The 25,617-nt window shown below is 56.1% G+C and carries 28 protein-coding genes; 11 read left to right on the forward strand and 17 right to left on the reverse strand.

The genetic code is table 11. From position 1 onward, the window contains the following. Positions 1-22 precede the first annotated feature (22 nt). From ilvD to MY069_RS14990, 3 genes are all read left to right on the forward strand, one after another. Complete coding sequence (gene ilvD, locus MY069_RS14980; protein ID WP_482794592.1) at positions 23-1,750, forward strand: dihydroxy-acid dehydratase; 1,728 nt, start codon at positions 23-25, stop codon at positions 1,748-1,750. After that, the gene (locus MY069_RS14985) at positions 1,731-2,774 is read left to right on the forward strand and encodes a DUF3137 domain-containing protein (protein WP_482794593.1); all 1,044 of its coding nucleotides are present in this window, start codon (positions 1,731-1,733) and stop codon (positions 2,772-2,774) included. Before ilvD ends, MY069_RS14985 begins: the two co-directional genes overlap by 20 nt. An 87-nt stretch (positions 2,775-2,861) precedes the next feature. Then, on the forward strand, positions 2,862-3,227 hold the full coding sequence (locus tag MY069_RS14990; RefSeq protein WP_482794594.1) for a hypothetical protein: 366 nt from the start codon (positions 2,862-2,864) through the stop codon (positions 3,225-3,227). Here MY069_RS14990 and xth read toward each other — a convergent pair. Further along, a complete protein-coding gene (xth, locus tag MY069_RS14995; RefSeq protein WP_482794595.1) occupies positions 3,224-4,003 on the reverse strand; it encodes an exodeoxyribonuclease III in 780 nt (259 codons plus the stop codon). The genes MY069_RS14990 and xth overlap by 4 nt on opposite strands. A gap of 101 nt (positions 4,004-4,104) precedes the next feature. Here xth and MY069_RS15000 point away from each other — a divergent pair, with 101 nt between their 5' ends. Both MY069_RS15000 and MY069_RS15005 read left to right on the forward strand, forming a co-directional pair. Continuing rightward, the gene (locus tag MY069_RS15000) at positions 4,105-4,419 is read left to right on the forward strand and encodes an ArsR/SmtB family transcription factor (protein WP_482794596.1); all 315 of its coding nucleotides are present in this window, start codon (positions 4,105-4,107) and stop codon (positions 4,417-4,419) included. Further along, positions 4,412-4,819, forward strand: coding sequence for an SRPBCC family protein (locus MY069_RS15005; RefSeq protein WP_482794597.1), 408 nt, complete (start codon positions 4,412-4,414; stop codon positions 4,817-4,819). Before MY069_RS15000 ends, MY069_RS15005 begins: the two co-directional genes overlap by 8 nt. Here the strand turns inward: MY069_RS15005 and MY069_RS15010 are convergent. From MY069_RS15010 to MY069_RS15030, 5 genes are all read right to left on the reverse strand, one after another. After that, positions 4,812-5,399 (reverse strand): DUF1287 domain-containing protein, encoded by a 588-nt coding sequence (locus MY069_RS15010; RefSeq protein ID WP_482794598.1) that lies wholly within the window; start codon positions 5,397-5,399, stop codon positions 4,812-4,814. The two genes, MY069_RS15005 and MY069_RS15010, sit on opposite strands and share 8 nt — an antisense overlap. A gap of 295 nt (positions 5,400-5,694) precedes the next feature. After that, the gene (locus tag MY069_RS15015) at positions 5,695-6,105 is read right to left on the reverse strand and encodes a hypothetical protein (protein WP_482794599.1); all 411 of its coding nucleotides are present in this window, start codon (positions 6,103-6,105) and stop codon (positions 5,695-5,697) included. A gap of 113 nt (positions 6,106-6,218) precedes the next feature. After that, positions 6,219-6,470: a hypothetical protein gene (locus MY069_RS15020; protein WP_482794600.1), complete on the reverse strand. Its 252-nt coding sequence runs from the start codon at positions 6,468-6,470 to the stop codon at positions 6,219-6,221. Between the two features lie 148 nt (positions 6,471-6,618). Further along, a complete protein-coding gene (locus MY069_RS15025; RefSeq protein ID WP_482794601.1) occupies positions 6,619-7,290 on the reverse strand; it encodes a nitroreductase in 672 nt (223 codons plus the stop codon). 97 nt (positions 7,291-7,387) lie between these two features. After that, entirely contained in the window at positions 7,388-8,836 is a 1,449-nt protein-coding gene (locus tag MY069_RS15030; RefSeq protein WP_482794602.1) for an amidohydrolase, read from the reverse strand. A 101-nt stretch (positions 8,837-8,937) separates the two neighbouring features. Here MY069_RS15030 and MY069_RS15035 point away from each other — a divergent pair, with 101 nt between their 5' ends. Together MY069_RS15035 and MY069_RS15040 are read left to right on the forward strand one after the other, a co-directional pair. Then, complete coding sequence (locus MY069_RS15035; protein ID WP_482794603.1) at positions 8,938-9,732, forward strand: hypothetical protein; 795 nt, start codon at positions 8,938-8,940, stop codon at positions 9,730-9,732. 83 nt (positions 9,733-9,815) lie between these two features. After that, on the forward strand, positions 9,816-10,556 hold the full coding sequence (locus MY069_RS15040; RefSeq protein WP_482794604.1) for a hypothetical protein: 741 nt from the start codon (positions 9,816-9,818) through the stop codon (positions 10,554-10,556). Between the two features lie 378 nt (positions 10,557-10,934). Here the strand turns inward: MY069_RS15040 and MY069_RS15045 are convergent, their stop codons facing one another. From MY069_RS15045 to ccoN, 9 genes are all read right to left on the reverse strand, one after another. Continuing rightward, positions 10,935-11,771, reverse strand: a complete 837-nt coding sequence (locus MY069_RS15045) for a universal stress protein (RefSeq protein ID WP_482794605.1) — start codon at positions 11,769-11,771, stop codon at positions 10,935-10,937. Between the two features lie 123 nt (positions 11,772-11,894). After that, positions 11,895-12,044, reverse strand: coding sequence for a cbb3-type cytochrome oxidase assembly protein CcoS (gene ccoS, locus MY069_RS15050; protein ID WP_482794606.1), 150 nt, complete (start codon positions 12,042-12,044; stop codon positions 11,895-11,897). After that, positions 12,023-14,248: a heavy metal translocating P-type ATPase gene (locus MY069_RS15055; protein ID WP_482794607.1), complete on the reverse strand. Its 2,226-nt coding sequence runs from the start codon at positions 14,246-14,248 to the stop codon at positions 12,023-12,025. The genes ccoS and MY069_RS15055 overlap by 22 nt, the downstream gene beginning before the upstream one ends. Then, positions 14,245-14,754, reverse strand: a complete 510-nt coding sequence (locus tag MY069_RS15060; RefSeq protein WP_482794608.1) for a FixH family protein — start codon at positions 14,752-14,754, stop codon at positions 14,245-14,247. The genes MY069_RS15055 and MY069_RS15060 overlap by 4 nt, the downstream gene beginning before the upstream one ends. Continuing rightward, positions 14,754-16,217 carry a cytochrome c oxidase accessory protein CcoG gene (gene ccoG / locus MY069_RS15065; protein ID WP_482794609.1) on the reverse strand — a complete coding sequence of 488 codons (1,464 nt, stop codon included), beginning with the start codon at positions 16,215-16,217 and terminating at the stop codon, positions 14,754-14,756. The genes MY069_RS15060 and ccoG overlap by 1 nt, the downstream gene beginning before the upstream one ends. An 11-nt stretch (positions 16,218-16,228) precedes the next feature. Beyond that, the gene (gene ccoP / locus MY069_RS15070; RefSeq protein WP_482794610.1) at positions 16,229-17,113 is read right to left on the reverse strand and encodes a cytochrome-c oxidase, cbb3-type subunit III; all 885 of its coding nucleotides are present in this window, start codon (positions 17,111-17,113) and stop codon (positions 16,229-16,231) included. Continuing rightward, the gene (locus MY069_RS15075; RefSeq protein ID WP_482794611.1) at positions 17,103-17,267 is read right to left on the reverse strand and encodes a cbb3-type cytochrome c oxidase subunit 3; all 165 of its coding nucleotides are present in this window, start codon (positions 17,265-17,267) and stop codon (positions 17,103-17,105) included. Before MY069_RS15075 ends, ccoP begins: the two co-directional genes overlap by 11 nt. 12 nt (positions 17,268-17,279) lie before the next feature. Further along, positions 17,280-18,050 carry a cytochrome-c oxidase, cbb3-type subunit II gene (gene ccoO, locus MY069_RS15080; RefSeq protein WP_482794612.1) on the reverse strand — a complete coding sequence of 257 codons (771 nt, stop codon included), beginning with the start codon at positions 18,048-18,050 and terminating at the stop codon, positions 17,280-17,282. An 11-nt stretch (positions 18,051-18,061) separates the two neighbouring features. Next, positions 18,062-19,750: a cytochrome-c oxidase, cbb3-type subunit I gene (gene ccoN / locus MY069_RS15085; RefSeq protein WP_482794613.1), complete on the reverse strand. Its 1,689-nt coding sequence runs from the start codon at positions 19,748-19,750 to the stop codon at positions 18,062-18,064. 155 nt (positions 19,751-19,905) lie between these two features. Here ccoN and MY069_RS15090 point away from each other — a divergent pair, with 155 nt between their 5' ends. The 4 genes from MY069_RS15090 to MY069_RS15105 are packed head-to-tail and all read left to right on the forward strand — an operon-like array spanning position 19,906 to position 22,441. After that, complete coding sequence (locus MY069_RS15090; protein ID WP_482794614.1) at positions 19,906-20,175, forward strand: hypothetical protein; 270 nt, start codon at positions 19,906-19,908, stop codon at positions 20,173-20,175. A 3-nt stretch (positions 20,176-20,178) separates the two neighbouring features. Beyond that, positions 20,179-21,378, forward strand: coding sequence for a two-component system sensor histidine kinase NtrB (locus tag MY069_RS15095; RefSeq protein WP_482794615.1), 1,200 nt, complete (start codon positions 20,179-20,181; stop codon positions 21,376-21,378). Then, on the forward strand, positions 21,371-21,985 hold the full coding sequence (locus tag MY069_RS15100) for a response regulator transcription factor (protein WP_482794616.1): 615 nt from the start codon (positions 21,371-21,373) through the stop codon (positions 21,983-21,985). The genes MY069_RS15095 and MY069_RS15100 overlap by 8 nt, the downstream gene beginning before the upstream one ends. A 54-nt stretch (positions 21,986-22,039) precedes the next feature. Continuing rightward, positions 22,040-22,441 carry a response regulator gene (locus tag MY069_RS15105; protein WP_482794617.1) on the forward strand — a complete coding sequence of 134 codons (402 nt, stop codon included), beginning with the start codon at positions 22,040-22,042 and terminating at the stop codon, positions 22,439-22,441. Between the two features lie 10 nt (positions 22,442-22,451). Here the strand turns inward: MY069_RS15105 and MY069_RS15110 are convergent, their stop codons facing one another. Both MY069_RS15110 and MY069_RS15115 read right to left on the reverse strand, forming a co-directional pair. Then, positions 22,452-24,380, reverse strand: a complete 1,929-nt coding sequence (locus tag MY069_RS15110; protein ID WP_482794618.1) for a CapA family protein — start codon at positions 24,378-24,380, stop codon at positions 22,452-22,454. After that, positions 24,361-25,605 (reverse strand): dicarboxylate/amino acid:cation symporter, encoded by a 1,245-nt coding sequence (locus tag MY069_RS15115; RefSeq protein WP_482794619.1) that lies wholly within the window; start codon positions 25,603-25,605, stop codon positions 24,361-24,363. The genes MY069_RS15110 and MY069_RS15115 overlap by 20 nt, the downstream gene beginning before the upstream one ends. Between the last annotated feature and the right edge of the window lie 12 nt (positions 25,606-25,617).

Consider the following 25,617-nt stretch of genomic DNA (forward strand, 5'->3'; position numbering starts at 1 on the left):
GGCGCAATAAAGGAATGTGATTATGAGTAAGACCTGGGACAAATCCAAACTCCCTTCCCGCCATGTGACGGAAGGCCCGGCCCGTGCGCCGCACCGCAGCTATTATTACGCGATGGGGCTCTCGACCAAAGACATTCAAAAGCCGTTTGTCGGCGTGGCGAGCTGTTGGAATGAAGCGGCGCCGTGTAACACCGCTCTGATGCGCCAAGCGCACGCCGTGTCCGAGGGCGTCAAAGCTGCTGACGGCACGCCGCGCGAGTTCTGCACAATCACTGTGACGGACGGCATCGCCATGGGCCATGAAGGCATGCGCTCGTCTTTGGTGAGCCGCGATTGGATTGCTGACACGGTTGAACTGACCATGCGCGGGCATTCCTATGATGCGCTGGTCGGTGTTGCCGGGTGTGACAAGTCTCTCCCAGGCATGATGATGGCCATGCTGCGGCTCAACGTGCCATCTGTCTTCCTTTATGGCGGCTCAATCATGCCGGGCAGTTTTGAAGGTCGGGATGTGACCGTGCTCGACGTGTTCGAAGCGGTCGGCGCGCATGCAGCCGGATCGAACCAAATGAGCGACGACAAGCTACGCGCGCTTGAGAAGGTCGCGTGCCCAGGGGATGGCGCCTGTGGCGGCCAGTTCACGGCGAACACAATGGCTTGTGTTAGCGAAGCGATTGGTCTCGCGTTGCCTCTTTCATCCGCGATGCCAGCGCCTTGGACAGACCGAGACGGCTATGCCCGCGAGTCAGGGCGTGTGGTGATGGATCTTGTCGCCAACAATCTCCGCCCGCGTGAAATCTGTACGCGCGAAGCGTTTGAGAATGCTGCGATTGTTGTCGCTGCGACCGGCGGTTCGACCAATGCGGCGCTGCATTTGCCAGCCATGGCGCATGAATGCGGGGTTGAGTTTACCCTCCGCCATGTCGCGGAAGTGTTTGAGCGCACGCCTTATGTCGCTGATCTGAAGCCTGGCGGGAATTATGTCGCTAAAGATTTCGGCGAAGCGGGCGGTGTTCCAATGCTGATGAAAACGCTGATGGATGAGAAAATCGTCAATCCAGATTGCCTGACGGTGACCGGCAAAAGCTGGGGCGACTATCTCGAAGATATGAGCTTCGATGAAACCCAGAAAGTGATCTATCCGGCTGGAAAACCGATTACGCCAAATGGCGGCGTCGTCGGGCTTTGGGGCTCACTCGCGCCAGACGGTGCAATCGTCAAAGTCGCTGGCTTGGAGAAGCTTCAATTCACGGGCCCAGCGCGCGTATTCGATGGCGAAGAAGCGTGTTTCGAGGCCGTCACCAATCGCGACTATAATGAAGGTGATGTTCTGGTCATCCGCTATGAAGGACCGAAAGGCGGCCCGGGCATGCGCGAAATGCTGTCGACGACAGCAGCGATTTACGGCCAAGGCATGGGCGATAAGGTCGCGCTGATCACGGATGGACGTTTCTCGGGCGCGACGCGCGGCTTCTGCATTGGTCATGTTGGCCCAGAAGCCCAAGAAGGCGGTCCGATTGGCCTCATTGAGGATGGCGATATGATCATCATCGATGCGGAGAAAGGCACAATTGATGTGCGCTTGACCCCGGCCGAGCTTGAAGATCGCAAACGCAAATGGCAGCCGCGCGTCACCGCTTATGGCAATGGCACGCTGGCAAAATTTGCGAAATTGGTCGGTCCTGCCCATCTTGGCGCGGTAACCCATGAAGGGTTTGCCGGAGAACGCCATGTCTACGCCGACATCTAAAGGTCCTTGGGAACAAGACACAGATATAGATCCACTCATCCTGCTCGCCATGCGCGGGCTCCCGAATGACTTTGCGGATTTTCCGCGGGTCTATCAGGATGAGCTTCGGCCCGCCCTGCGCGCGCAAGAGGCCGAGCGGCAAGTTGCGGCAAAAAACTCAATCCGTTGGTCATGGGCCGGCGGATTGGTCGCTTTGCTCGGTGTGATCTTTGGCTTCTTTGTGTTTCGGGTGCCCCAGCTCGCGATTGTCGCGGGCATTATCGGATTTGCAGTCCATGGGGCAGGGCGCAATCCGCTGAACCAAATCGGCAAACGCGCCAAACAAATGATCGTTGATCCGGTGGTGGCGCGGTTCGATATGATGTTCGATCCTGAGCCGGGGGTGCAAGAGAGCATTGTCGATTTGCGCGGTGCCGGCCTGGTGCCGGATTGGGATCGAGCAGCGTTTGAAGACCGGCTGACGGGCGAGCGCCATGGCGTTCAGTTCGAATTCTTTGAAGCCCACTTGGAAGAGCGGCGGCGGACGACCGATTCCAAGGGTCGCACCCGCACGCGCTGGGTCACCGTATTCAACGGCCAATGTTTGCGGTTTCAGTTCCATAAGACGTTTCATGGACAGACTTTGGTGCTGCGCGATGCGGGCATCCTCAACCGGTTTCTTGGCCGACGCGGGATGGACCGGGTCAAGCTCGAATCCAAACAGTTTGAAGACGCGTTTGAGGTGTTCGGAACAGATCAAGTCGAAGCTCGTTTCCTGCTGACGCCGGATCTGATGCAGCGCCTGATCGAGCTCGAGAAAGTCTTTCGAGGCGGCAAACTCCGCTGCAGCTTTCAGAACAATGAGCTGCTGATCGCGCTCGAAGGTGGCGACCTGTTTGAGCCAGGCTCGATGTTTACCCCGCTGGACAATCCAGACCGCGTGCGGGAACTGCTCGATGACTTCGCGGCCATCTTCAATGTGATCGATTGTTTTGCAGATCCTGAACAAGTGAATCGCGCCCAGCGAGAATCAGGTGAAGACTGAACAGAGCTCGGTATGGTCACACTTTGGACCAGATCTGGGCGTCTACGTTCAGATAAGCTTCAGCTCTTAATCACTAGAGAAAATGTCATGAAACCAATGATTTCCTCTTTGAGCGCCCTTATGGCATTGACCGTTTTCGCTGCGCCTATGGCGTCAGCTCAATCTTGTGCAAAGCAGGCCGCGAGCTTGCAGGAGAAGCAGGCCGAAGCGCAATCCCTCGCTGAGGCGCGTCTGACCTTGGTCGATGAGGTTGAAGCGGCGGGTGATGCTTGGGAAAATGCGGAAGCAATGCGCAATTTTGGAGAAGCGCAAGCGATCGAGGCGGACACGACAAAAACCGCGTATGACACGCTGAAGGCTGACCTGTTCGAAAAAGAAAGCTCGCTTCAATTGCTTGTCGCGAACCTCAACAAAGATGTTCAGACCTACAATCAGCGCTGCGTTACAGACTAGTCCGTCAGTTCGACGATCACAGGCACGTGGTCTGACGGTTTTTCCAAGCCGCGCGCTTTGCGATAGATCTCGACACTTTCCAATCGGTCAGCCGCTTGCGGGCTGAGCAAATGGTGGTCGATGCGGATGCCATGATCCTTTGGGAAAGCGCCGCCTTGATAATCCCAAAACGTGTATTGGTGACCGCGATTATCGGCCACTTCAAAGGCTTCGGTCAGCCCGAGATGTTTGAGGCGCCGGAAGGCCGCTCGGCTGTTCGGAAGCGCCAGAGCGTCGTCTGACCAAACCGTCTCGTCCCAACAATCCTCGGCGCGTGGAATGATATTATAGTCTCCGCACAGGACCAGAGCTTCTTCAGCCTGCATCAGGTTGGCCGCATGAGTTTTGAGATGCCCCATCCAGTCGAGCTTATAATCATATTTGGGGCCAGGCGCGGGATTGCCGTTTGGCAAATACAAGCCGCCGACGCGGACGGGATTGTCGTTGAGAATGAGCGCCTCAATATAGCGCGCTTGTTCATCCTCTTCATTGCCGGGCAGGCCTTTGACCACGTCCTCCATTGGAAAGCGCGAGAGCATCGCAACGCCATTATAGCTCTTCTGGCCATGTGCCTCGACATTATAGCCGAGCTCTTCGATTTCCATGTAGGGGAAAGCGTCTGTCTCGCATTTGATCTCTTGCAAGCAGACGACATCGCAATCGATGGCTTTCAGCACCTCGATCACAGTGGGCAGGCGGGCTTTGACGGAGTTTACGTTCCAGGTCGCGATTTTCATGGCGCCTGTTTAGCGCGCTTTGCGCGTTAGGCCAGCCTTGTAATTCTGCTTGACATGAAACCAAATAGTTTCTTAACAATGAAACTGAAAGGTTTCATGTTATGATTGAGCAACTGGTTTTTCGCGCGATTGCCGACCCCACGCGCCGGAGCATTATGAGTATGCTGGCAGAGGGCGAGCACTCCTTGGGCGCGATTGCATCGAACTATGAGATGACGCGGCCCGCAGTATCCAAGCATTTGAAGATCTTAGAGCAGGGTGGGTTGATCCGCGTGCGCGCACAGGGGCGCGAGCGGCTGCACACATTGCAGCCAGAGGCGCTCAAAACTGTTTCCGACTGGCTGAGCTTCTTCAGCCAATTCTGGGACGAGAAACTCGAAAATTTAAAACAAGCTGTGGAGGCGGATGATGAGTGATCCAGCTATGATCAAGACGATCTATTTGAAAGCGACGCGTGAGAAAGTGTGGCGGCACTTAACAGAGAAAGACCTGCTCGCGCGCTGGTTCCATGAAACCGACCGTGATCTGACGGCAAACGTCTCATTCCAGTATTTGAGCTTTGATCTCGATAAGGAAGATCGCAAATTAATGTGGGGCGATGTCGTGGAGAGCGATCCGCCGAAAAAATTGGTCCACACATTTACGCATCAATGGCTGAAGGGCGCTGTCACGACGGTGACCTGGGACCTGGTGGAAGTCGATGGCGGCACGCAATTGACGATGACGCATGAAGGTATCCCGAGCCTTGAGCAACTCTCTGATCATGACAAAGGCTGGGACGAGCATCTCCTGCGCATTCGGATGATGCTTACTTAGGCAAAAATCGGAAGCGACGCTGGTGGCCGTAATTCCAGATCCGGCTGTCTTCACGCGTGCCGAGGCCGATATTATGGATGGCTTTCCAGCGGCCTTGGCGATCCTTCTGGCTCGACAGGATCCCGATGTGCGGAAGCGTGTCATTGACCCGACACGAGATTAGGTCGCCGGGCTGCCAGTCTGAGGCGGGCAGTTCATGCCCATGACGCTCAAGCCAGGTCTCGACATTCGGAACCCGCCGGTGATCAATATTGCGATCGGTTCGGGTGAGGCCCCAGCGGCGGGGATAGGCGCCAAAGTGCGCCGCCATGTCATTGTGGATCTGTTCTTGGAAATCGAATTCGAATGCCTCGCGATAGGCGCGGATGATCACATCAATGCAGACCCCGCGGTCACGAGGCACATCGCCGCCTGGATAGTCGAGCGCGACATAAGCCGGGTCATAACGCGTCGTGACGCCGATTTGCGATCGCGCATGTACGATCAGTTTGGCGGCTTTGGTTTCGTTGACCCCGGCAATGCTGGGCAGCAAAGGCAGCGCGAAGAAGCTCTGAAAACAGGTGCGGCGGGTAATCTCCATGCGCTCAATCTGCTGCCGTACTGTGGCGTGAATTGGGTCGAAGCGGGGCGATGTCTCAGCATTTATTGTGTGGCCATTGGAAGAAACGAGCGAGACTTAGTCGCCTGAAATCTTTCGCGCGGAACGCTGAGACGCAAATGCGTCAGACCTTGGTGCTTTTTCTGAGCGATAAGCGCTGAGCGATCAGGTTAGCGCGCTTGAAGAGCTGCCTGGTGCGTCTTCTTCGGGTCATAAGCGGACGCGCGATACGGTGGTGCTGTCTTCCTGCGATGAGGCGCGGTCTTGTTGTGCGAGCTTAGTCGCCTGGCGCACACGGCCCCAATTTTCTAGCAGCTTCGACTTTGTCTTCCGCGGACGGTCCAATATGGATGAGCGCGTAATATGCGGCGTCTGCAATTTCCAGCTCGGCGTCATAATCGGATATTTCGAGCTTCGCCGCCCAATAGTCGACGGCGCCATGCACAAATTCTGCCGTCAATGGAGGAAATAGCCGATACATCTCTTGTTCGGAAACAGCTTCAGAATACCCTTCCCAATGGGCTTTGCAGAACAGAATTTCGCGTTGACTCAAAATGCCCGTTTTCTGAGCTTTGCCAATCGCATAGGCATCCGCCTGGGCGCCAGGAATTTCATCCCACTCAATTTCTGCTGTTGCCCATGGTGCGCACGCGACCCCCATGATTGCTGATAACAAAAGGTGTTTCACAAATATCCCCCGGTCTCGTGAAGCGTTCGATTAATGCTTACGGTAGATCGGATTGCCGCCTGCGCGCAAGACTTCGCAACCCGAAACACATAGTCCGCGGCAGGCAATGTCGATCACTCGCCCTTTTCAGCCTCGAAAATAATGTGTGACACAACGAACAAAATTCCAACCGTGGCAAAAATTATGAACGTTGCCGTCCACTTGCCAGTTTCATTTACAAGTGACTGAGCGACGTCCCCAGCGGGTTGAAAGATGCCCATATCGCTTAAAGCTTCAGGGTGATTATGGATCATATTAACGACGATCAGACACAAAATCGCGAAACCCCAAAACGCAACAGTGAGCGCTATCTGCTTTATGTTCATAATCATCCCCTTCGTCTATGTTAGACGTAAGCACACATCCCAGGATTGCAGGATGGCTGTGGTGCGACCCCGATGTGCGCTCTGATACAGAAAGCAATCATACGCGCAGCGTTTTAAGATGAGCCCTGCCGCCACCTTCGCGAAGCCCCTAAAAGCCTCGCAGCTCTGCAAACTCGTCTAAGCCAGCGCGATCCGTGTAGAGCGAATTCACAGGATCCGCTTTGTCAGGGTGCCCGACGGCGATGCCGCACCAGACCATTTCGTGTTCGCCAAGGCCGAGATGGGCTTTCAGGCTTGGGCGGAGGATGCCCCAGCATTCTTGCATACAGGTGCCCCAGCCGCGTTCTTCGGCCAATAAACAAAGCGTTTGCATGAACATGCCGGTATGCCCCCATTGGCCATGGCCAACGCGTTCGTCCATGACGATGAACAGGGCGAGCGGCGCGTTGAAGAATTGATAGTTCCGCGCAAACCACATCATCCGCCCCATTTTGTCTTCGCGGGGAATGCCGATTTTTCCGTACATGTCTTCGCCGACGGCGCGGCGTCGTGCGTTTTGGGCGTCAGAGATGTATTCAGGATAAATTGGGTAATCGGTCGGCTCACCGCACGGGTTTTCCGCCAGCTTCGCTGCAGCCAGATCCACGACTTCCTGCTTGGCGTCGCCCGTTAAAGCGATGACGCGCCAGGGTTGTAGATTACCACCAGACGGCGAGCGTTGGGCGTCGGTCAGCCATTGTTTGACGTCGGCTTCGGGCAAGGGTGTGTCGAGAAAAGCTCGCGTTGAAATCCGTTGCTTAATCGCGGTGCTGACATCCATGAGGCGCTCCCTGAAGACTGTTTCACTTAAGACCTAGTGGCCAAATTCAGACGCGCCAGGGGTGTCGCCACGGGAACTCGGCTGGTGGGTGCGCGCTTTATGGTTGTTCAAACAAAGCCAGCGCCGCGGTCGTCATACTGGTCACCCCGGTTTCGATCGTGGCTTCATAATCGGGGGCGAAGAATGGTGAGTGCAGCGACGGCAAAGCGAGGGCACCATCTTGCGCTGCGGCCCAGCGATCTGGCTCGACGGCACCTACCCAATAGAGCAAACCAGGTACTTTCGCGTCGGTCCGCCCATATTGGCTAAAGTCTTCGCCGCCCATCACGGGGGGGACTTGTTTGACATTGTCGCTGCCAATCTGGTCGGCGATCGCGGCTGAGACGTTCGCTGACAGATCAGGATCATTATAGATCGAAGGCGTGTAGTCGGGCTCGTTGAAGATCTCAGGTTCCGGCGCGCCAAAGGCCATGGCTTGGGCTTTCGCGATCCGTTCAATCCCTTCCAAAAGGATGGTTCGTGTTTCCTCATCATAAGAACGCACGGTGAGGAGCAGTTTGGCTTCGTCAGAGATGATATTGTGCTTTGCGCCCGCCTGGAACGATCCGACTGTGACGACGGCCGGGGTCTGCGGGCTCACGTTCCGCGACACCAGGGTTTGCACGGCGGTAACAATGGCTGCCCCGATTACGACCGGGTCCTTGGTTGTGTGCGGATAGGCGCCATGGCCGCCGACGCCTTTGACCGTGATATCGACACTGTCGACATTCGCCATCGCATAGCCTGGGGCATAGCCGATTGTGCCGGATGGCAGGCTGGCAGAGACATGTAGCGCAAGATTGTAGTCAGGCAGGGGGAAGCGCTCGAACAGACCGTCCGCAATCATCGCTTTAGCGCCATTGCCGAGCTCTTCAGCTGGTTGCGCGATCATGATCAATGTGCCTGACCAGTCATCTTTCGCCGCGATCAGATTGCGCGCGGTGCCGACCCAGCTGGTCATGTGGATATCGTGCCCGCAGGCATGCATCACACCATTGGTCACCCCTGTCCAAGTTTCGTCGATTACGGTTGAGGCATGTGGCACGCCCGTGCGTTCGGTTAGCGGCAGGGCATCCATATCGGCGCGAATAAGCACGGTCGGGCCGTCGCCATTCTCGAACACGCCGACAACGCCATATCCGCCAACGCCGTCTCTCACCACGCCATTGTCACGCATGGACTTCTCGCGAGTCCAAGTGTCGCCCAGGCCTGTGGCAACCTCAAAGCCGAGGCTTTCTAATTCATTCGCCAATATCGCCGAGCTCTTGACCTCCTTGAACGAAAGTTCCGGATTGGTGTGGAGATAGGTGTAGAGATCGATCAGATTGGTGCCCGCCGTCGGCATATTGGCGGTGATTTCAATCGGGGCTCGGGTGAGTTCTGCGGTGCTCTCAACACGTCCAACAGCCGGATCGGATTCACCAGTTTCTGTGGAGCTTGGAGCCGTGCACGCGACGGTGAGTGTGGTTAGAGCTAGCGCGCTTATTACCGAATTCAGTTGAAACATAGGGCCTCGCTTATCACGAAATTAAGGTCATTCTGCCAAGGTGCCGAGAACCATGGGTTAAAGCAAGCCCAACAGCATCGTCTTTGGAATTAGAGGTCAGCATGACTTTTCGTCACCGCATCAAAGCTTCGTTTCTCGCGCTTGGCCTGATTGGCTTGGCCGCATGCGGAAGCGAGCCAATCGATCCTGCCGCGTTCGATGCTGAAGTCAGCCAGCTCGCCGAAAGCGGCGACCTCTATGGGCAAATGTTCGTCGTTCTGAAGGACCGCCGTCCAGAAATGTACGGTGATTTTCGGCGTCACGCCTTCCGCGAATATAGCCGCGGCCGAACCGCGCGCGAGGCTGGATATTTGGCGGGCCGCCATATGCGCAAACAGTTGAACAATGAATTGCTGCAACTGTCGCGCGTAGCGAGTGATGAAGACGTCAAAGAGATGATCTCAATCATGATCGCAACGTTCGAACATATCGAGCAAGAGAATGCGAAAGATTGCGAGCGTTTGGCCAATGGCGAAGAGCTCGAACATGTCAAAGATTTTCCGAACGATTTGCGTAAGCGCGAAACCAAGCTGATCGTGGAACTGTTGGGGGCGCCTCAAACCGTGGCAAACCGGCGCGCCGCGTCCCGTAATGAAATCACCAATTGGATGATGAACGTCGCGACGCTCGAACCTTCTGTGGATCAGATGATGTCACATCTGGCCAATGCCGATAAGCGCTCAAAGAAACGCTCTAAAGGCGTGCCGCAAGAGATCTGCCAGGGCATGGTCACGATGTATAAGCGTCTGAGCTATAAACCGTCTGAAGATCGTGGAACGCTGTTCCGGGGTATGGCGCTTATGGCGCTTCAGCAGCAGCAATTGCGCCGCAATACAAGCGAAGACGAAACCGCTTAGTCGCTCAGGCTTTGTTTTAAAATTTCAGTTCCTCTTCGTCGGGCAGGCTGCTAAGCTCGTGCGCACAGACGGAGGGACACTGCATGTCCGAGACACCGACGCCAGCAGCTCAACCTGCAGCCGCACCAGCCGCGCCCCCAACGCCGGAACAAAGCAGCGTGCAAGACGCGCTCAACCAGCTTTCTGAACTGAAAGTCTATACCCATTCTCCCATTCTCTATTGGTGGCCGATTTGGGGACTGGGTTTGATTTTTGGATTGCTCTCTATGTTTGTCTCTGGCGAAGGAACTGAGGCGGCGGCGCGCGTTCAAGGGCAGGCATTTGTCTTCGTTTTAGTGTTTGTGATCTTCTCAACCACGGTCAAACTTCGCGGCGCGAATTCCGTGATATTGGGGCTGATCTTAGCGATTGGCGGGATCTTGCTGGCCATGGCCAATCTTTCCGGTCCAATCGCCGCCTTTATTGGCGGTCTCGATATTCGGATGAGCCCGGCCTTCTACTGGTTCGTCGGAATTACCGTTTTTCTGATGTGGGCGATCATGATCTTCGGATTCGACAAAGTGAAATTCTATGAGATTGCCCCCGGACAAGTTCGCGAACGGGTCTTTTGGGGCAGCGGCGATCGAGCCGAAAGCGGAGCGAATGCCCGCTGCCGGTATTTGAAAGATGATTTCCTGCGTCACAGAATGCTTGGCCTGGTCGTAACGGGCGACATAGAGATCACGCTGGCAGATGGTGAAGTTTGGTATCTCCACAATGTCTTGTTCGCCAAGCAGAAGGCCAATCGCATCAATGAATTGATCGTCACGCGACCAGTCGACTAGCCTACGACGCAACCCGTGCCTGGCCAAATTATTCGTTGAAATCGTTCAAATGTACGATTGATTGACCGCTAAATATTCTCAAGTTTTGGTGGTTTGGAACGTGGATGGGCAACGTGATGTTGCAAACTTCCATAAATTTACGCGCACCGCGCATTGACGGGTATCGACAGGGGACGCGATCCCAGCAATGCTATTGCGCGATCACGCGTCTTCGCGGACGAGTGAGCAGATTAACCTGGCGTAATCTTCTGATTGTGGGCGATCCTTGAGGGGCGAACTTAGAATAGTATTCGTGCATTTGTACGGCACACTCATTTTAATCTGAACGCGCAAAACCATCTGTCAGGATTGATCTAAAAAACAGACTGTCGCTCTCCATCAATGACACAGCGCGAGCGCTGGAGCTGTCTCAGCGCGCAGCATTTTGCTGGTCGTGCCGCCGAACAGCATTTGCCCGATCCGTGTGTGACCGTAAGCGCCCATGACCGCCAGTGAGACATTGTGAGCATCGCAAGCATCTAACAGCGCGTCCGACACTGGCCCTTCAAGGCTCACGCGCTCGACGTTTAGTCGCTGCTCATGCAATAGCTCTGTTAAGCGTTCGGCTGATCCTTCGCATGCATTCGCCCATTGATGGCGGACCTTCTCTGCATTCTCCGCGACGATCACGGTTTTGAAACTGGAAATGAGCGGCATGTGCATACGGACCGCGCGGGCGGAAAGAGGGCTTCCATCCCAAGCGATGAGGCATGTGTCGCTGTCTTTTGTCTGGCTTGGTGCCAAGACCAAAGGCAGCCGGGTTTCCATCAAGACGTGTTCAAAAACAGGGTTGAGGGAATGGCTGGATTGCGTTGCCTCTTTTGGGACCACAAATACATCCGCAAGCGCAGCATGGGCCGCGCCGTGTAGCGCCACCGAACCGACTTGCTTTTCAAAACTTGCTTGCAGCCAAGCGCCATGCGCGTTGGTTTGTTTCTTAAACGCCGCACTCAAATCCTGAACCAGTACCTTTTGCGCTTCCACCATCGACGCGATGGCTGTTGAGCCGAGGACCACGGTCTCCGCGCCGGTGATATCGACAGCGGCATTGGAAGGGTCTGGCAGGGCGCAAAAACCATCCAGTTTTGTGCCCAATTTTTTGGCGAATTGAATGGCAGTTTCGATGGCGGGGTGGATGGTTGCGGCATGGCCACCAAGCGCGACGGTAACGGACATGAATAGCCTCCTATGCTTTGTTCTAATTCAAATTTAGGAAGCCGTGCTTTGCCGCTGTATCAGGGACATTCCTGAGTGTCATTGGCGGCTGGATATGATCTATTCTGAAAGATTTGATCCGTATTAAAGCGGCGTGTCATCGTCGATCAGAATACGGTGCGCGGCGCCATCTAAATCATCATATTGATCGGTGGCCACCGACCACAAAAACGCACCTAGTCCGAGCAGGCCAAGCCCCAAAGCGACAGGGATCAAATAGACGATGATATGCATGCGCGGCTCCGATTAATTCGCAGGGCGTTGAGGGTGACGATCAGAGAGGAGGCTGACATGGCGATAGCCGCGATCAGCGGCGTGACGTGACCCGTCACAGCGATCGGCACCGCGATGCAATTGTAAAGCGCCGCAAGCGCGAAGTTCTGGAGCATCACCGTTTTGGTTTTCTTGGACACGCTGAGCACGGTTTTCAGCGCGCTTAAACCGCCGGAATAGACCGCGTCTGAAGCTGATTGCGAGATATCCATGGCTCCGCCTGGGGCGAGCGAGGCGTGCGCGAGCGCCAGCGCGCCGGCATCATTCAATCCGTCCCCGACCATGAGCACCTTTTTGCCAGACGCGCTGAGCGCCTTCAGACGTTCGGCTTTCCCGGTCGGGGAAACTTCCGCTCGCCAAGTGTCGATGGCGAGGCTTGCGGCAATTCTTTCAACCGCTTCTTCGCGGTCTCCGGAGAGAATTTCCACGCCCAATCCAGCTTGTCTAAAAGCGTCAAGCGTGGCTTTGGCGTCTGTTTGCAATTGGTCTTCAAAGCGAAACAATATCGGCGGCGCATCTGGGGCGGCAAACCAAAGCGAAGGGCCGTCTGACGCGTCGTTCTTTGCCGCGCCGACCCACTCGGCTGATCCGAGCCGATAGCGCTGGTCATCAATAACGCCCTCGACTCCAAGACCTGGATATTCTTTGACCTCATTGGCGATGGCGCCGGGGCCCACACTGGCAACGATCGCTCGAGAGAGCGGGTGCCGGCTGGCGCGGGCCAATTGAGCGGCGAGGACCAGCTCGCCGCCATGGTCTGAGACCAGACGCGGCGTGCCGAGCGTCAGCGTACCGGTCTTATCCAGCACGACATAGTCGACCTCCGCGAACCGCTCGAGCGCATCTCCAGAGCGTAGAAAGATCCCGCGTTTAAACAAATGCCCAGACGCGACGACTTGAGCCACCGGCGCCGCCAAAGCAAGCGCGCAGGGGCAGGTGATGATGAGCGTCGAGACCGCGATCAGAACGGCGTGATGGACGCTCGCGCCAAGCAGGATCCAAGCAAGAAACGCCAGCGCCGCGGTGGTGTGGACGAAGGGCACATAAAGGCTGACCGCTTTGTCTGCGATTTGCCGATAGCGCGCGCGTTTTTGCTCGCCCGCTTCCAGCATGTCCGCGATTTGCGACAGTAGCGAGTCAGACGCAGGGCCAAGCGCCTCACCCGTGAGCGGCTGATCGAGATTGAGGCTACCGGCATAGAGCGTTTCGCCTTGCCCAATCAGGCGGGGCAGGCTCTCACCGCTGACCAGGCTCTCATCAATGCCGCTCTGGCCGCTTGTGATCTTGAGATCAATCACCGCCCGTTCGCCAGCTGCGAGCAAAACCATATCGCCCTTTTCAACTTGGTCGGCGCGGACCGCTTCAACTTGACCGTTGTGATCGAGGCGGTTGAGAGAGCGATTTTGCAAAGCCGCCAATTCATGTGCCGCAGCTTGTGTCTGCCGGCGGAGCCTCGCGTCAAGGAAGCGCCCGATTAACAAAAAGCACAGGAGCATGACGCTGGCATCAAAATAGGCGTGGGTGCCGCCAGTCATGGTCTCCCAAACGCTCACCCCAAATGCTAAGGTCAGCGCCAAAGAGATAGGGACATCCATGTTGGCATGCCCATGCCGAAGCGCGGCGTAGGCGGACTGAAAAAAGTGCCGCCCGCTAAACAGAAGGACCGGCAACGCGATAAGGCCAGAAATACCGTGCAAGGCCGTGCGCGTCTGCTCGCCCATCTCGCCATGCCCGCCCCAAACCGAGACAGATAGGAGCATGATATTGGCGAGCGCAAAGGCGGCAACGCCCATCGAGATTAAGAGGCTGCGCTCTTCAGATTTTGCCGCTTTCGCAGATTGGTCTTCTGAAAATGCAGAGACGCCATAACCGAGCGCCGAGACGGTATCAGCGATCTCACCGGCGGACGTATGGCCCGTCCAGTCGACGACGAGCTTGCCGTTTGATAGGTTCATGCGCGCCTGCTGCACGCCAGCAATCGTGCCAACTTCGCGTTCGATCTTTGATAGGCAGCCGCCACATTTTGCGCCGCGGACAGACAGCGTGAGCGTCTTAAGTCCTTTTTTCTCGCGCACAAAAGCCGACAAATCCCCGGCCAGCGATGTCGAGGGGGGCGCGAGCCCAGACGGGCACCCGGAGGAGGCGGTTTCAGCAACCGAGCTCATGGCATTAACAGCGTTTTCTCAACCCGGAACAAAACGTCTTCACCGCCGGCATCGAGAACGCTAACACGAAGCAACCACTGACCGGCGGCCATTGGTCCCGTCTCGACGGCGTATTCGCCGCTTATTTTAGGCTGAAACGTCAGGACTTGATCATCTTGATGCGTGGCTAGGCGTCGCAACTCTCCAATCACGAGCTGGTTCGACAATGGCTGATCATCAGCATCGTGGAGCCGAACAATCAGCTGACCGTCCCTAACGCCTGCCTCCGCTCGCCAACCGAGGTCTGCCTGGGCGGCGCGCTCGGCGAGTGTGTCATTGTAGGTTAGGCCTTGGACATACGATTTCTTGATGTCTTCGCCGGGGAAGCTGGTGATTGCGTGGAATAGAAAGACCCCATTCACGGCAAACATGACGCCGAAGAAGCCGAGCATGATCAGCAAAACGTGCCAGCCCTTGAGCTCTTTTCCAGGGCGTTCAATCTCGAGATTGGTATCGGCTTGGATCATCAGTTTGGTCCTCTAAAGGATGCACGATTGGTGTCTGTTTCACCGGTTTCGATGTCGCGGACGGAGATCGTAATTTGGCGTTGCGGCGTGCCAGGCGGCGCACTGATGAGGATGCGATAACGATCGACGCCGAACGCTTCGACAGGCAGCTCAATCGGCGCGTCGCCCTCATGATCAAACCCAATGACTGAGAAGGCCAAACCATCAATTCCGCTGATTGTGACTTCCATCACCCTCGGCTCCGAGAGCTTGTTGACCAGCTTCAACGTATAGCCGTTCTGCACGTCACCATTGGACAATTGCACGAAAGGCGGTGAGCGGTCTTTCAGCACATTCGCTTCAATCGTGGCTTTGGTCGCAAGGCCCCAAACCATCAAGATCCCGATCCCGGAGATGAGGAGCGCGTAGAGCACCGTCCGGGTGCGTAGGACACGATATTTTGGAGGTGTTTGATGATTGGCGCGTGCCGCCACCGCCACATCAGTGTCATAGGCGATTAGTCCCGTCGGGCGCCCAATCTTGGTCATCATCTGATCGCACGCATCGATGCAAAGCGCGCAATGAATGCACTCAAGCTGCGGCCCGTTGCGAATATCGATCCCGACCGGGCAAACTTGCACGCATTGATCGCAATCAATGCAATCGCCGCGTTCGTCCCAGCTTTCAGATTTACGCTTCGGTCCGCGCGGTTCGCCGCGATCATAGCGATAGGTGACGTTCAGGGCATGCTCGTCAGTCAGCGCGCCCTGGATCCGTGGCCAGGGACACATATAGGTGCAGACTTGTTCACGCATCCACCCCGCCAAAAAGTAAGTGGTCATGGTGAGGATCGCCGCGAACCAATAGGCCGAGAGCGGCGCTTCGCCTGTGAACCAACCGCGCGCGACAGTTGGCGCATCATGCCAGTAGAGAATGAACGCGCCGCCGGTCCAAAACGCGATAACGAGCCAAATCGTGTGTTTGCCAAGTTTGCGCCAGGCTTTGTTGAAACTCCAAGGCGCATGATCGAGTCGCATGCGGGCCGCCCGGTCGCCCTCAAAGGCGCGTTCGACCCAAATATAAAGATCGGTCCACACCGTTTGAGGGCAGGTATAGCCGCACCAGACCCGCCCAAGTAGGGAGGTCACCAGGAACAGGGCCAGTGAGGCTAAGATTAACAATCCGGCTAGGAAATGGATGTCCTGCGGCCAAATCTCGATGAAGAAGAAATAGAACTTCTCGCTTTCAAAATCCGCCAGAACCGCTTGGTTTGGGATGCCTTCGCCACGGTCCCAGCGCAGCCAGGGCAGGAGGTAGTACACGCCCAAAGTGACCGCCATCACCACCCATTTTACAAGTCGAAACTTGCCATGCGCCAGCTTTGGATAGATTTGCTGGCGCTTGGCATAGAGGTCTTGCGGTGGTGGCGGGGTTGGTCCGCCTTGGCCCGCAGAGGGGTGCATATTGAGCGTCGTCTGTCCCATGGCGCGTCGGCCTATTCGCCCCCGCCCAATGTGTGGACATAGACCGCCAGCGCTTTGATCGAGGCATCGTCTAACCGGTCCTGCCAAGCAGGCATATGCGAGTTCCGAGCGTTATAGATCGTATTATAGATCGCAGCTTCAGTGCTCCCAAACAGCCATTCTTGATCAGTCAGATTGGGGGCGCCTTGGAGGCGGTCGCCAGTCGCATCCGCGCCGTGGCAGCTCGCGCATTGCTGCTGATAAAGCTCCGCGACACTGTCGGCGAGCCCGGCGTCAAAGTCTTGGCCAGACACGCGCAATACATAATGGGTCAGGCCATCAATCTGCTCACTTGAGAGCAAGCCGTCTCGTCCAAAAGACGGCATCAAAGAGAAGCGCGTGGCATCATCGTCTTCATGCCGAATGCCGTGGCGCAACGTGTATTCGATCCCATCGAGCGTACCGTCCCACAGCCAAACATCATCGGCTAGGATCGGATAGCCAACCGCGCCGCGTCCACCAGCGCCATGACACGTCGCGCAATTGTCTCCGAACAGGCTTTCACCCATCGCAAGGGCGAATTGCTGTAGCTCGCGATCTGTTTCTATCTCTTCCAGCGAAGCTTCCAGCAAAGTGGCGGATTGTTCCACGCGCGCGGTTTTCAAATCCGCAACGGCTTCAGCGACCAGATCGCGGTCGGAGTGATTGCGCAGCCCGGCTGTGTTTGTGCCGAGGCCAGGCAAAGCCGGAATCGCGGGCATGAAAATCATATAGATCACAGCCCAAACAATTGTGCCGTACCAAACGAACAGCCACCAACGGGGCAGGGGATTGTTCAGCTCCTTGATGCCATCCCAGCTATGACCGGTGGTCTCGACGCCGCTATGATCGTCAATGTCTTTGATTTCATTGGCCATTGTGCGGGCCTCCATCTTCGAGCGGCATCCGTGCCGCAGCATCGAAAGTTTCTTGATTGCGGGGCCAGAGCGCATAGGTGAGCGCGCTCAAGAACATCAGCACGAAATAGATGAGGCCGCCGGTTTGCGCGAAGCTTGCGAGGTGTTCGTACATCGCTGTGTCCCCCTATCGCCGATTGCTGAGGTCATCAGCTTGGTAGGTTGAGAAGTCGACCAGCGTGCCGGTCATCTGGAGGTAAGCGACCAGCGCGTCCATCTCTGTGATTTCGTCTGGATTGCCATCCCAATCGCGGGCTTCGACTGTGCCTTCGCGACCGGCTTCAGCTTCATAGAGCCCCATCAGGCTGTCATAATAATCGAAGCCCTTATCATTCGGGTCGGCCTGCGCGAGGATATGGCCTTTGGCATTCTCGATCATCTCATCAGAGTAAGGAACCCCGACCAGGCGCTCAGTCCGCAAGCGGTCTTCAATGCCGTCATATTTCAGCTTCTTATCCATCAAGAAGGCGTATGGCGGCATGATGCTTTCTGGCACCAGAGCGCGCGGATCAACCAAATGGTCCACCTGCCATTCTGCAGAATATTTGCCGCCGACACGCGCGAGATCTGGACCGGTCCGCTTTGAGCCCCATTGGAACGGGTGATCATACATGCTCTCGGCCGCCAGTGAGTAGTGGCCATAGCGCTCTACTTCATCGCGCAGCGGACGCACCATCTGGCTGTGGCAGACATAGCACCCTTCGCGGATGTAAATGTCGCGGCCTTTTAGTTCGAGCGGTGTGTACGGGCGCATGCCGTCCACTTTCTCGATCGTGTTGTCCATATACATAAGCGGCGCCATTTGGATGATCCCGCCAATCGACACCACGACCAGAATGCCGATGGTGAGGAGCAAAGAGTGACGTTCTACGACGCCGTGATTGTTCATCAGTCCCATTGTGCTGATCCCTATTCGGCTGGGGCCAACGCAGCGCGCGGCTCAGGTTTTGCGTAAGTGTCAGTGGCGGTCGGCTCGAGGGCTTCTGCCTCGCCGTGGCCGAGCGCTGTGCGGATCAAATTATCGGCCATGATCGCGGCGCCGCTGAAGTATAAGAGGCCGCCCACCATCCGGATGATATAGCTGATATGCTTGGCCTCGACGGTCTCGACGAAGCTATATTCGAGGAAGCCATACTCATTATAAGCGCGCCACATTAGGCCTTCCATGATCCCGGCGAACCACATGGAAATCATGTAGAAAATGATGCCGATCGTGGAGATCCAGAAGTGCCACTCGACGAGTGATTTCGAGAACAGGCCTTTTTTCTTATAGAGCCAAGGCACGAGGCAATAGAGCGCCCCGAAGCTGATATAGCCGACCCAACCGAGCGCACCAGAATGCACGTGGCCAATGCCCCATTCGGTATAGTGGCTGAGCGAATTGACCGCGCGCACAGACATGAGCGGGCCTTCAAAGGTCGCCATGCCATAAAAGGCGAGCGAGACGACCATCATCCGAACGACCGGGTCAGTGCGGAGCTTATCCCAAGCGCCAGACAGGGTCATGACACCATTGATCATGCCGCCCCAGCTCGGCATCCACAGCATGATCGAGAAGGTCATGCCGAGAGTCTGCGCCCATTGCGGCAGCGCTGTGTAATGCAAATGGTGCGGCCCGGCCCAGATATAGATGAAGATCAGTGACCAGAAGTGCACGATGGAGAGGCGGTAAGAGTAAACCGGCCGGTTCACGCGCTTCGGTATGAAATAGTACATGATCGCCAGGAAGCCCGTGGTCAGGAAGAATCCGACCGCATTATGGCCATACCACCACTGCGTCATCGCATCCTGCACCCCGGCAAAAACTTGCACCGATTTAGAGCCCGTCAGGCTAACCGGAATGGAGAGATTGTTGACGATGTGCAGCATCGCAATTGTCACAATGAAAGACAGATAGAACCAGTTGGCGACATAGATATGCGGCTCTTTGCGCTTCCACAGCGTGCCCAGAAAGACGAGCAAATAGACGACCCAAACCAAGGTCAGCCACAGATCGACATACCATTCTGGCTCAGCATATTCTTTTGATTGAGTGATCCCGAGCAAATAGCCGGTCGCGGCCAGCACGATGAAAATCTGATAGCCCCAGAACACGAACCACGGCCACATGCCACCAGCGATCCGGGTCCGGCAGGTGCGCTGTACCACATAGAAACTTGTGGCAAGGAGAACGTTACCGCCAAACGCAAAAATCACCGCGCTGGTGTGCAGCGGTCTTAGGCGTCCGAAATTGGTCCAGCCAAGTTCGGGGAAATAGAATAAGTTCGGCCACGTCAGCTGCAGCGCGATGACCACGCCGACCAAAAGTCCCGCCAAGCCCCAAAACATCGCGGCGGCGGTCCCGAATTTGACCAATGTGTCTTCATATTCGCTTTCATCAAATGGGTCGCGATCAACCAACCCACCTGCCCAGAGCGCGGTGCCGATCAGAAAGGCGCCAGCCAACGCCAAAAAGGTCAGCGCTTGAATTTCCATACCCGTGTCTTGTGCGAAGCTCGCCATTAGCAGCGCCAATAGGAGGAAGACGCCAACCAGCGCCCCCACAGCGAGTATGCTTGTATTGTTTCCGCGTCTGACGGACCCGACCAATTGCGTCATCGTCGCTCTGCCCTTCCATTGTCCCCGACCGGGGCGGTTTCAGTCAGAGCGATGGATATCCGTGGCCGCGATGTGTCTGAATAAGGGATTTCCCCTATGTGCGCCGCCGCCGCACTTTGTAGAAAGACACCATTCTCAACGCATTGGAGCGCGCGATGTCGATTCCTGTTCAAGCTATTTTTGGTCTTTTGATGATGGGTGTTGGAGGCCTGAAAACTTGGCTGCATCTGGGCACGCTGCCGCCGGTATTGTCTCTACAGACCTGCACCGGGAAAACCCTCAATATCGGGCTCGCACAAGCGAACGGATTTGAACAAATTCATTGCTGGGGATGTTACCTATTTTTGCTCGGCTTAGCGCTGACCGCCTTCGCTTTTTTCCAGATCATGAAAGAGCGTCGCTCTGTCGCTTGTCACATGGATTGAACCATGCGTGACGCCCATTACAAAGGGTGGCTGATGGAAGATAATCAGCATCCCGTCTTGAATGACGCCACCGGGCAAATAGCCGACCGACGCTCGCTTGAGCCATTGATGCGGAGTGTCTTGGCGTCGGTGCCGGACGCGATGATCGTGATCAATCAACAAGGTCAAATGTTGGCCTTCAGCGCGGCAGCGGAAAGGCTGTTCGGCTATACGGCCAGTGAGGTCGCGGGAAAAAATGTCTCGATGCTGATGACGGGCGCGAACGAGACTCATCATGATCGGTATATCAAAAATTACCTCTCGACGGGTGAGAAACAGATCATTGGCATAGGCCGAATTGTCGAAGCCAAACTTGCCGACGGGTCTTCGATTCCTGTTGAGCTGAAAATCGGTGAGGCTGAGATAGACGGACAACGGCTGTTTACCGGCTATATACGAGACATGTCGGAGCAGCAGGCCAATGCGTTGCGGGTGACGCAAATGCAAGTCGAGCTTGCAAACTTTTCCCGGCTCAGCGCGGTTGGAACGATGGCCTCAGCCATGGCGCATGAGCTTAATCAGCCGCTCACGGCTGTGGCCAATTATCTGGAGGCTGCGCGCGATTTGCTCGATGATGCGGATGCCGACACGCTCGCCTTTATTCAAGAAGCGCTCGATGCGGCGGCAACCCAATCGATCCGCGCCGGACAGATCGTTAGACGCTTGCGAGACTATGTTTCGCGCGGTGAGTTAGATATGCGACCCGTCAATCTTCGCGACGTTGTCGAAGACGCAACCTCGCTTGCCAAAGTCGGATTCGAAGGTCAGCTCGCGCGGGTCATCGCTAAAATTCCAGAGGATTTTCCGCCTGTCCTGGCGGACCGTTTGCAGCTTCGACAAGTGATTGTGAACTTGATCCGAAACGCCATCGAAGCGCTGTCTGAAACCGCCAACCCGCAAGTCTTTGTTGGAGCGCACGTCGAAGATGAGCTCGCGCAGATCACGATCGAAGACAATGGCCCGGGCATTCCGGGCGCCGACGAGTCCTCACCCTTTGATGCGTTCAACAGCACCAAACCTGGCGGCATGGGGCTTGGACTTTCGATTTGCCAAACCATTATGGATGCGCACGGCTCGGTCATCGAGTATGCGCCGTCCGACAAAGGCGGAGCGGCGTTCAAATTCTCGCTTCGCCTAGATCAAGGAGCTTCCGGAGATGACTGACCGTACTGTATTCCTGGTCGACGATGATGAAGCCATTCGCCATTCCGCGAGCTTCATGCTCCGTCATGCTGGGTTCAAAGTGAAAACTTTTCCTGATGGGATGAGCTTCCTCGATAGCGTCTCGGAAGATCATGAAGGGTGTATTCTGCTAGACGTCCGGATGCCAGGTATGGACGGCTTGGCGGTCCAAGGCGCGCTTAACCATCGAGGGATCAACATGCCCGTCATCATTCTGACAGGCCATGGCGACGTGCCGGTCGCCGTGGAGGCCATGAAAGGCGGTGCGGTCGAGTTTCTGGAAAAGCCATATGAGAAACAAGCCTTGGTAGGCGCCATCGATAGCGCCTTCAATCTGCTCGATAATCAAACCGCGGACGACAAGCGGAGTCGTGAGGCGAAGGCGCGGCTGACCGAGCTGACGCCGCGCGAGCGACAAGTGTTAGAATGCCTGGTCGATGGCCTCACCAATAAAGGCATCGCGCAAGCCCTTTCGATCTCGCCCCGAACGGTTGAGATTCATCGCGCGCACATGATGGAAAAGCTTCAAGCCGATAGCCTCTCCAGCGCCCTCAGATTTGCGTTTTTGGCTGGCATTGGTGCCGATTGATGCTGGGAACACTACTTAGAGACGATATGGCGATAGGGCGATACGACCTAACATATGATTGATCCTCGCCCCACGCTTCAACAGAGTTCAAAGGCTTCCCCGTCTCGATTGGTTCTTGTGGAAGATGATGAGAACGTTCGCCGGTCGATGACCATGCTGTTACGGGCGCGCGGCTTTCACATCGACGCCTATCGCAATGGCACGGAATTCCTGCTGATGAATGGTCAGCATGGTGGAGACTGTTTGCTGATCGATTATAAAATGCCCCGCATTGACGGGCTCGAACTGATGCGCCGCACCCGGCAACTGAACGACCAAACGCCGGGGATTATGATCACCGGATACTACTCAGATTCCTTGAAAGAACGGGCCCTAAGCGCCGGCTTTCTAAGTGTCATTGAGAAACCGACAACACCGTCTCATCTAGACAGTGCGATCCGCGATTTATTGACGTGAGCTGATAGGCCTAGCGAGCGTTCGCCCGAGATGGACATCGGCCAGCATCGGCTTGAAATGGCGTTTTCCATTCAATCAATTCTAGATCGTCAAGGGTGGTGTCGGTTGGGGCGCCTTGCGAGGTCACCTCTAGCAATACCCTTATAGAGCGGGCCCGTGTTCTAGGGCTATCGAAGTCTAAGTCCAATTGGACCGGTTCATTCGGGGGGAGAACGGCCTCGCCGAGGAATATCTTTTGTCCGTTGTCCAATGCGTCTTGCAGGCCTTGTCCCGTCGCACGGACTTGCAGGTAGACTTTGATTTCCGCCTCGGCGGATGATTGAACCGCACCGCGAACCGTCATCGGATTTCCTGGCGTGAAGACCCGCTGGAACTTTCGCATGCCGGTTGTGATTGTCTCTCCAGCACCGAGCCTGATGCGCATGGAATAGCCGGAGAGGGCGCTCGACTGTGCTCCGATCGAAATCCGTTCATCCAGATCGAGCCAAGACCGATCTGGTGCGCCAAACAAATCATGAGCATCGAAGTCACCGCGCGCGAGCAAATCGTGCCCGGTCCGAGCCGTCTCGTTCTGGCAGTCGACTGCGACATCGAACTGTGGTGTTGGATGCTGCCAGACCCCGGCGGCCGACAAGATCATATGACCGCCAGAGCGCGCGAGGTGTGTGTTTCGTTTCGCCGATAGGTCGAACAATCGACGATTAATGGCATTCCGCATCGGCCCGACCGCTGGCGTCGGATGATAACCTTTAATATAGATCGGCACCGCTTCCGCATGGTGGAACTGATCGCCATCCATCCAGACATAGAGCAGGGCTGCGGATTGCGCTGAATAGAAATATTGATCGAACAGGAAATTGCCGAGCGACCAAGCGATGAGCTTCCCTTGGTAAAGCTCCAGGCCCTGAACGACGTGTGGATGATGTGCAATCACTAGGGCAGCCCCGCGATCGACCGCACGTTTCAATTTGGTTTCCATCGCGAGCGTCGGCTCTTCGACATATTCCAATCCGCCATGGAATTGCAGCACCGGAATTCCGTTTGCGCCGATGCTTGTTTCTGTGGTCGCTAGAAGCGCCTCTGTCGTGCCGAGTGCTGCGCCGCCTTTATCGGCTTCTGCGCTTTGGCTCGGCGGACCAGCAGGCCATCCAACATAGCTCAGAAAATCAAATCTATCGGTCCCGCGCAGTAGCCGAAACGGCTTTAGAGCATCTGTGTCCGTCTTGCCTGCGCCCGAGAAATCGAGCGTGCTTTCACGCAGGTTATCGAGTGTCACATCCAGGCCTGGTTCAAGGAAATCATAGACGTGATTATTGCCCAAGGCGACATAGTCCACGCCCGCCCATTCGAGGGCTTCGAGCGTTTCCGGCGCTGAGTAGAAGGTCACAAATTTCGGAGCTGGGTCGCTAGGCGGTGTGTCGAAGATCGGGGTTTCGAGATTGATCGAGGCATAGTCTGCGCGTGACAAATAGGGCTTCATCTCTTGCAATAAGGCTTTGGAATCCTCGAGCACAGACTCAGGTGACACTAAGACCGGCTCACCTTCGAAAGGCGCGTAAAACCGCCGCCCGATCATCGCATCCCCGCCAAAAACAAACATCGTGCGGCCAGGTTTTTTTGCCACCAAAACCACATCATCTAACTGCGGATTATCTGTCAGCTCGGCGCGACTGAAAGTGTGCCGCATCGGATAATAACCGTCTGCCGCGATCTCGAGCCGTTGCACCAAAGCTTCAGGCGGAGAAACCGAAAACTGGCCTCGTTCATCAGTTTCATAGGCCTGCGCACCGATTGTGATCGTCGCTGATAGTGGCGCTCCTGAGACATCGACAACACGGCCCGAAAGCCATCCTTCAGCCGGCGCTTCAGCTGTGGTTTGGCATCCGGCGACGAGAGGGGATACCGCGAGCGCTAAGGCACTAAAGATCAGGCGCAGCATTATAGGTCTCCTCGTCGAGCTCCCCTTCGGATTTCGCGACCACCGTCGCGACGGCGAGGTCGCCTGTAACATTCACCACTGTGCGCATCATGTCGAGCACGCGATCAAATGGGAGGATGAAGCCGACAATAATGGCTGTCTGTTCGGCGGAAATCCCGATTGAAGTCAGCACCGCGGCCAACAAGAAGAGGGATGCCGATGGCACCGAGGCTGTGCCGATCGACACCAAAGTCGTGGTGAGGCCAATGATCAAATAGTCGCTGAGCTCGAGCGGCACCCCAAACGCCTGCGCCGAGAACAGCGCGACGATCCCGACATAAAGCGCCGTGCCATCCATATTGACCGTCGCTCCCAAGGGCAGGACGGAGGAGCGGACGGGAACGCCAATGCCCATATTCTCTTCCGCCGCGGCCATTGTCGCCGGCAGCGTCGCCGCACTTGAAGAGGTTGAATAGGCCAAAAGCTGCGGATCTACAGCGCCGCGCGCAAACGGCAACACGCGCAGCCGGGCGAGGAATTTCACCATGCCGAACTGCACGATCACAATATGAGCGATACAGGCAAGATAGACTGCAACCGCGAGTGTTACGACTTTCAGCAATGTGGTCGCGCCTTGCGTGCCGGCGACCCAAGCGATCAAGGCGAACACACCAAACGGCGCGAGTTCCATCACGATAAAGGTCAGCTTCAGCATCACTTCGGACCCAGCATTGAATAGGTCTTTCAGAACCTTGGCCTCATCGCCCACCATGATGATCCCGATCCCGATCAAGATTGCAAAGATGATCACGGCGAGAATATTGCCTTCGGCGAGCGCCTGGATTGGATTGATCGGAATCATATTGATCAGCCGTTCAGCGAGCGTCGTGGCTGTGGTCAGGGTCTGCGCCTCGGCGCCCGACAAATCGACGCCGACGCCAGGCTGTAGGATCGTGCCAAAGACCAACCCAATCGTGATCGCGATCGCGGTTGTACCCAGATAGAGCGCGAAAGCCTTTAATCCGATCGAGCCGAGCCGCCGGGCATCTCCCATCGAAACCACGCCTGCCACCAGTGTTGTGAAGATTAGCGGAACGACCAGCATTCTGATTGAACGCACAAAGATATCGCCCATCCAGCGGATCGAGTTGGCGCCTTCGCCCCAAATTAAACCGGCGATGAGTCCGAGAACCAAGGCTCCGAGAATCCGCTTCCACAGAGTGATTTTAAACCAAGCTTTGATCATTCTGGGGTCTCC

The sequence above is a fragment of the Hyphomonas sp. ske169 genome (assembly GCF_056850855.1).

What these genes read in the sequence shown, in the direction of transcription:
- MY069_RS15075 (WP_482794611.1), bottom strand. Translation starts at nt 17,267, where the DNA reads ATGTACGAACACCTCGCAAGCTTCGCGCAAACCGGCGGCCTCATCTAT.
- xth (WP_482794595.1), bottom strand. Translation starts at nt 4,003, where the DNA reads ATGAAAATCGCGACCTGGAACGTAAACTCCGTCAAAGCCCGCCTGCCC.
- MY069_RS15030 (WP_482794602.1), bottom strand. Translation starts at nt 8,836, where the DNA reads ATGTTTCAACTGAATTCGGTAATAAGCGCGCTAGCTCTAACCACACTC.
- MY069_RS15110 (WP_482794618.1), bottom strand. Translation starts at nt 24,380, where the DNA reads ATGCTGCGCCTGATCTTTAGTGCCTTAGCGCTCGCGGTATCCCCTCTC.
- MY069_RS15045 (WP_482794605.1), bottom strand. Translation starts at nt 11,771, where the DNA reads ATGTCCGTTACCGTCGCGCTTGGTGGCCATGCCGCAACCATCCACCCC.
- MY069_RS14985 (WP_482794593.1), top strand. Translation starts at nt 1,731, where the DNA reads ATGTCTACGCCGACATCTAAAGGTCCTTGGGAACAAGACACAGATATA.
- MY069_RS15090 (WP_482794614.1), top strand. Translation starts at nt 19,906, where the DNA reads ATGTCGATTCCTGTTCAAGCTATTTTTGGTCTTTTGATGATGGGTGTT.
- MY069_RS15005 (WP_482794597.1), top strand. Translation starts at nt 4,412, where the DNA reads ATGAGTGATCCAGCTATGATCAAGACGATCTATTTGAAAGCGACGCGT.
- MY069_RS15115 (WP_482794619.1), bottom strand. Translation starts at nt 25,605, where the DNA reads ATGATCAAAGCTTGGTTTAAAATCACTCTGTGGAAGCGGATTCTCGGA.
- MY069_RS15095 (WP_482794615.1), top strand. Translation starts at nt 20,179, where the DNA reads ATGCGTGACGCCCATTACAAAGGGTGGCTGATGGAAGATAATCAGCAT.
- MY069_RS15025 (WP_482794601.1), bottom strand. Translation starts at nt 7,290, where the DNA reads ATGGATGTCAGCACCGCGATTAAGCAACGGATTTCAACGCGAGCTTTT.
- MY069_RS14990 (WP_482794594.1), top strand. Translation starts at nt 2,862, where the DNA reads ATGAAACCAATGATTTCCTCTTTGAGCGCCCTTATGGCATTGACCGTT.
- MY069_RS15060 (WP_482794608.1), bottom strand. Translation starts at nt 14,754, where the DNA reads ATGATCCAAGCCGATACCAATCTCGAGATTGAACGCCCTGGAAAAGAG.
- MY069_RS15055 (WP_482794607.1), bottom strand. Translation starts at nt 14,248, where the DNA reads ATGAGCTCGGTTGCTGAAACCGCCTCCTCCGGGTGCCCGTCTGGGCTC.
- MY069_RS15010 (WP_482794598.1), bottom strand. Translation starts at nt 5,399, where the DNA reads ATGGAGATTACCCGCCGCACCTGTTTTCAGAGCTTCTTCGCGCTGCCT.
- MY069_RS15100 (WP_482794616.1), top strand. Translation starts at nt 21,371, where the DNA reads ATGACTGACCGTACTGTATTCCTGGTCGACGATGATGAAGCCATTCGC.
- ccoN (WP_482794613.1), bottom strand. Translation starts at nt 19,750, where the DNA reads ATGACGCAATTGGTCGGGTCCGTCAGACGCGGAAACAATACAAGCATA.
- MY069_RS15000 (WP_482794596.1), top strand. Translation starts at nt 4,105, where the DNA reads ATGATTGAGCAACTGGTTTTTCGCGCGATTGCCGACCCCACGCGCCGG.
- ccoS (WP_482794606.1), bottom strand. Translation starts at nt 12,044, where the DNA reads ATGCATATCATCGTCTATTTGATCCCTGTCGCTTTGGGGCTTGGCCTG.
- MY069_RS15020 (WP_482794600.1), bottom strand. Translation starts at nt 6,470, where the DNA reads ATGAACATAAAGCAGATAGCGCTCACTGTTGCGTTTTGGGGTTTCGCG.
- ccoG (WP_482794609.1), bottom strand. Translation starts at nt 16,217, where the DNA reads ATGGGACAGACGACGCTCAATATGCACCCCTCTGCGGGCCAAGGCGGA.
- MY069_RS15105 (WP_482794617.1), top strand. Translation starts at nt 22,040, where the DNA reads ATGATTGATCCTCGCCCCACGCTTCAACAGAGTTCAAAGGCTTCCCCG.
- MY069_RS15035 (WP_482794603.1), top strand. Translation starts at nt 8,938, where the DNA reads ATGACTTTTCGTCACCGCATCAAAGCTTCGTTTCTCGCGCTTGGCCTG.
- ccoP (WP_482794610.1), bottom strand. Translation starts at nt 17,113, where the DNA reads ATGGCCAATGAAATCAAAGACATTGACGATCATAGCGGCGTCGAGACC.
- MY069_RS15040 (WP_482794604.1), top strand. Translation starts at nt 9,816, where the DNA reads ATGTCCGAGACACCGACGCCAGCAGCTCAACCTGCAGCCGCACCAGCC.
- ilvD (WP_482794592.1), top strand. Translation starts at nt 23, where the DNA reads ATGAGTAAGACCTGGGACAAATCCAAACTCCCTTCCCGCCATGTGACG.
- ccoO (WP_482794612.1), bottom strand. Translation starts at nt 18,050, where the DNA reads ATGGGACTGATGAACAATCACGGCGTCGTAGAACGTCACTCTTTGCTC.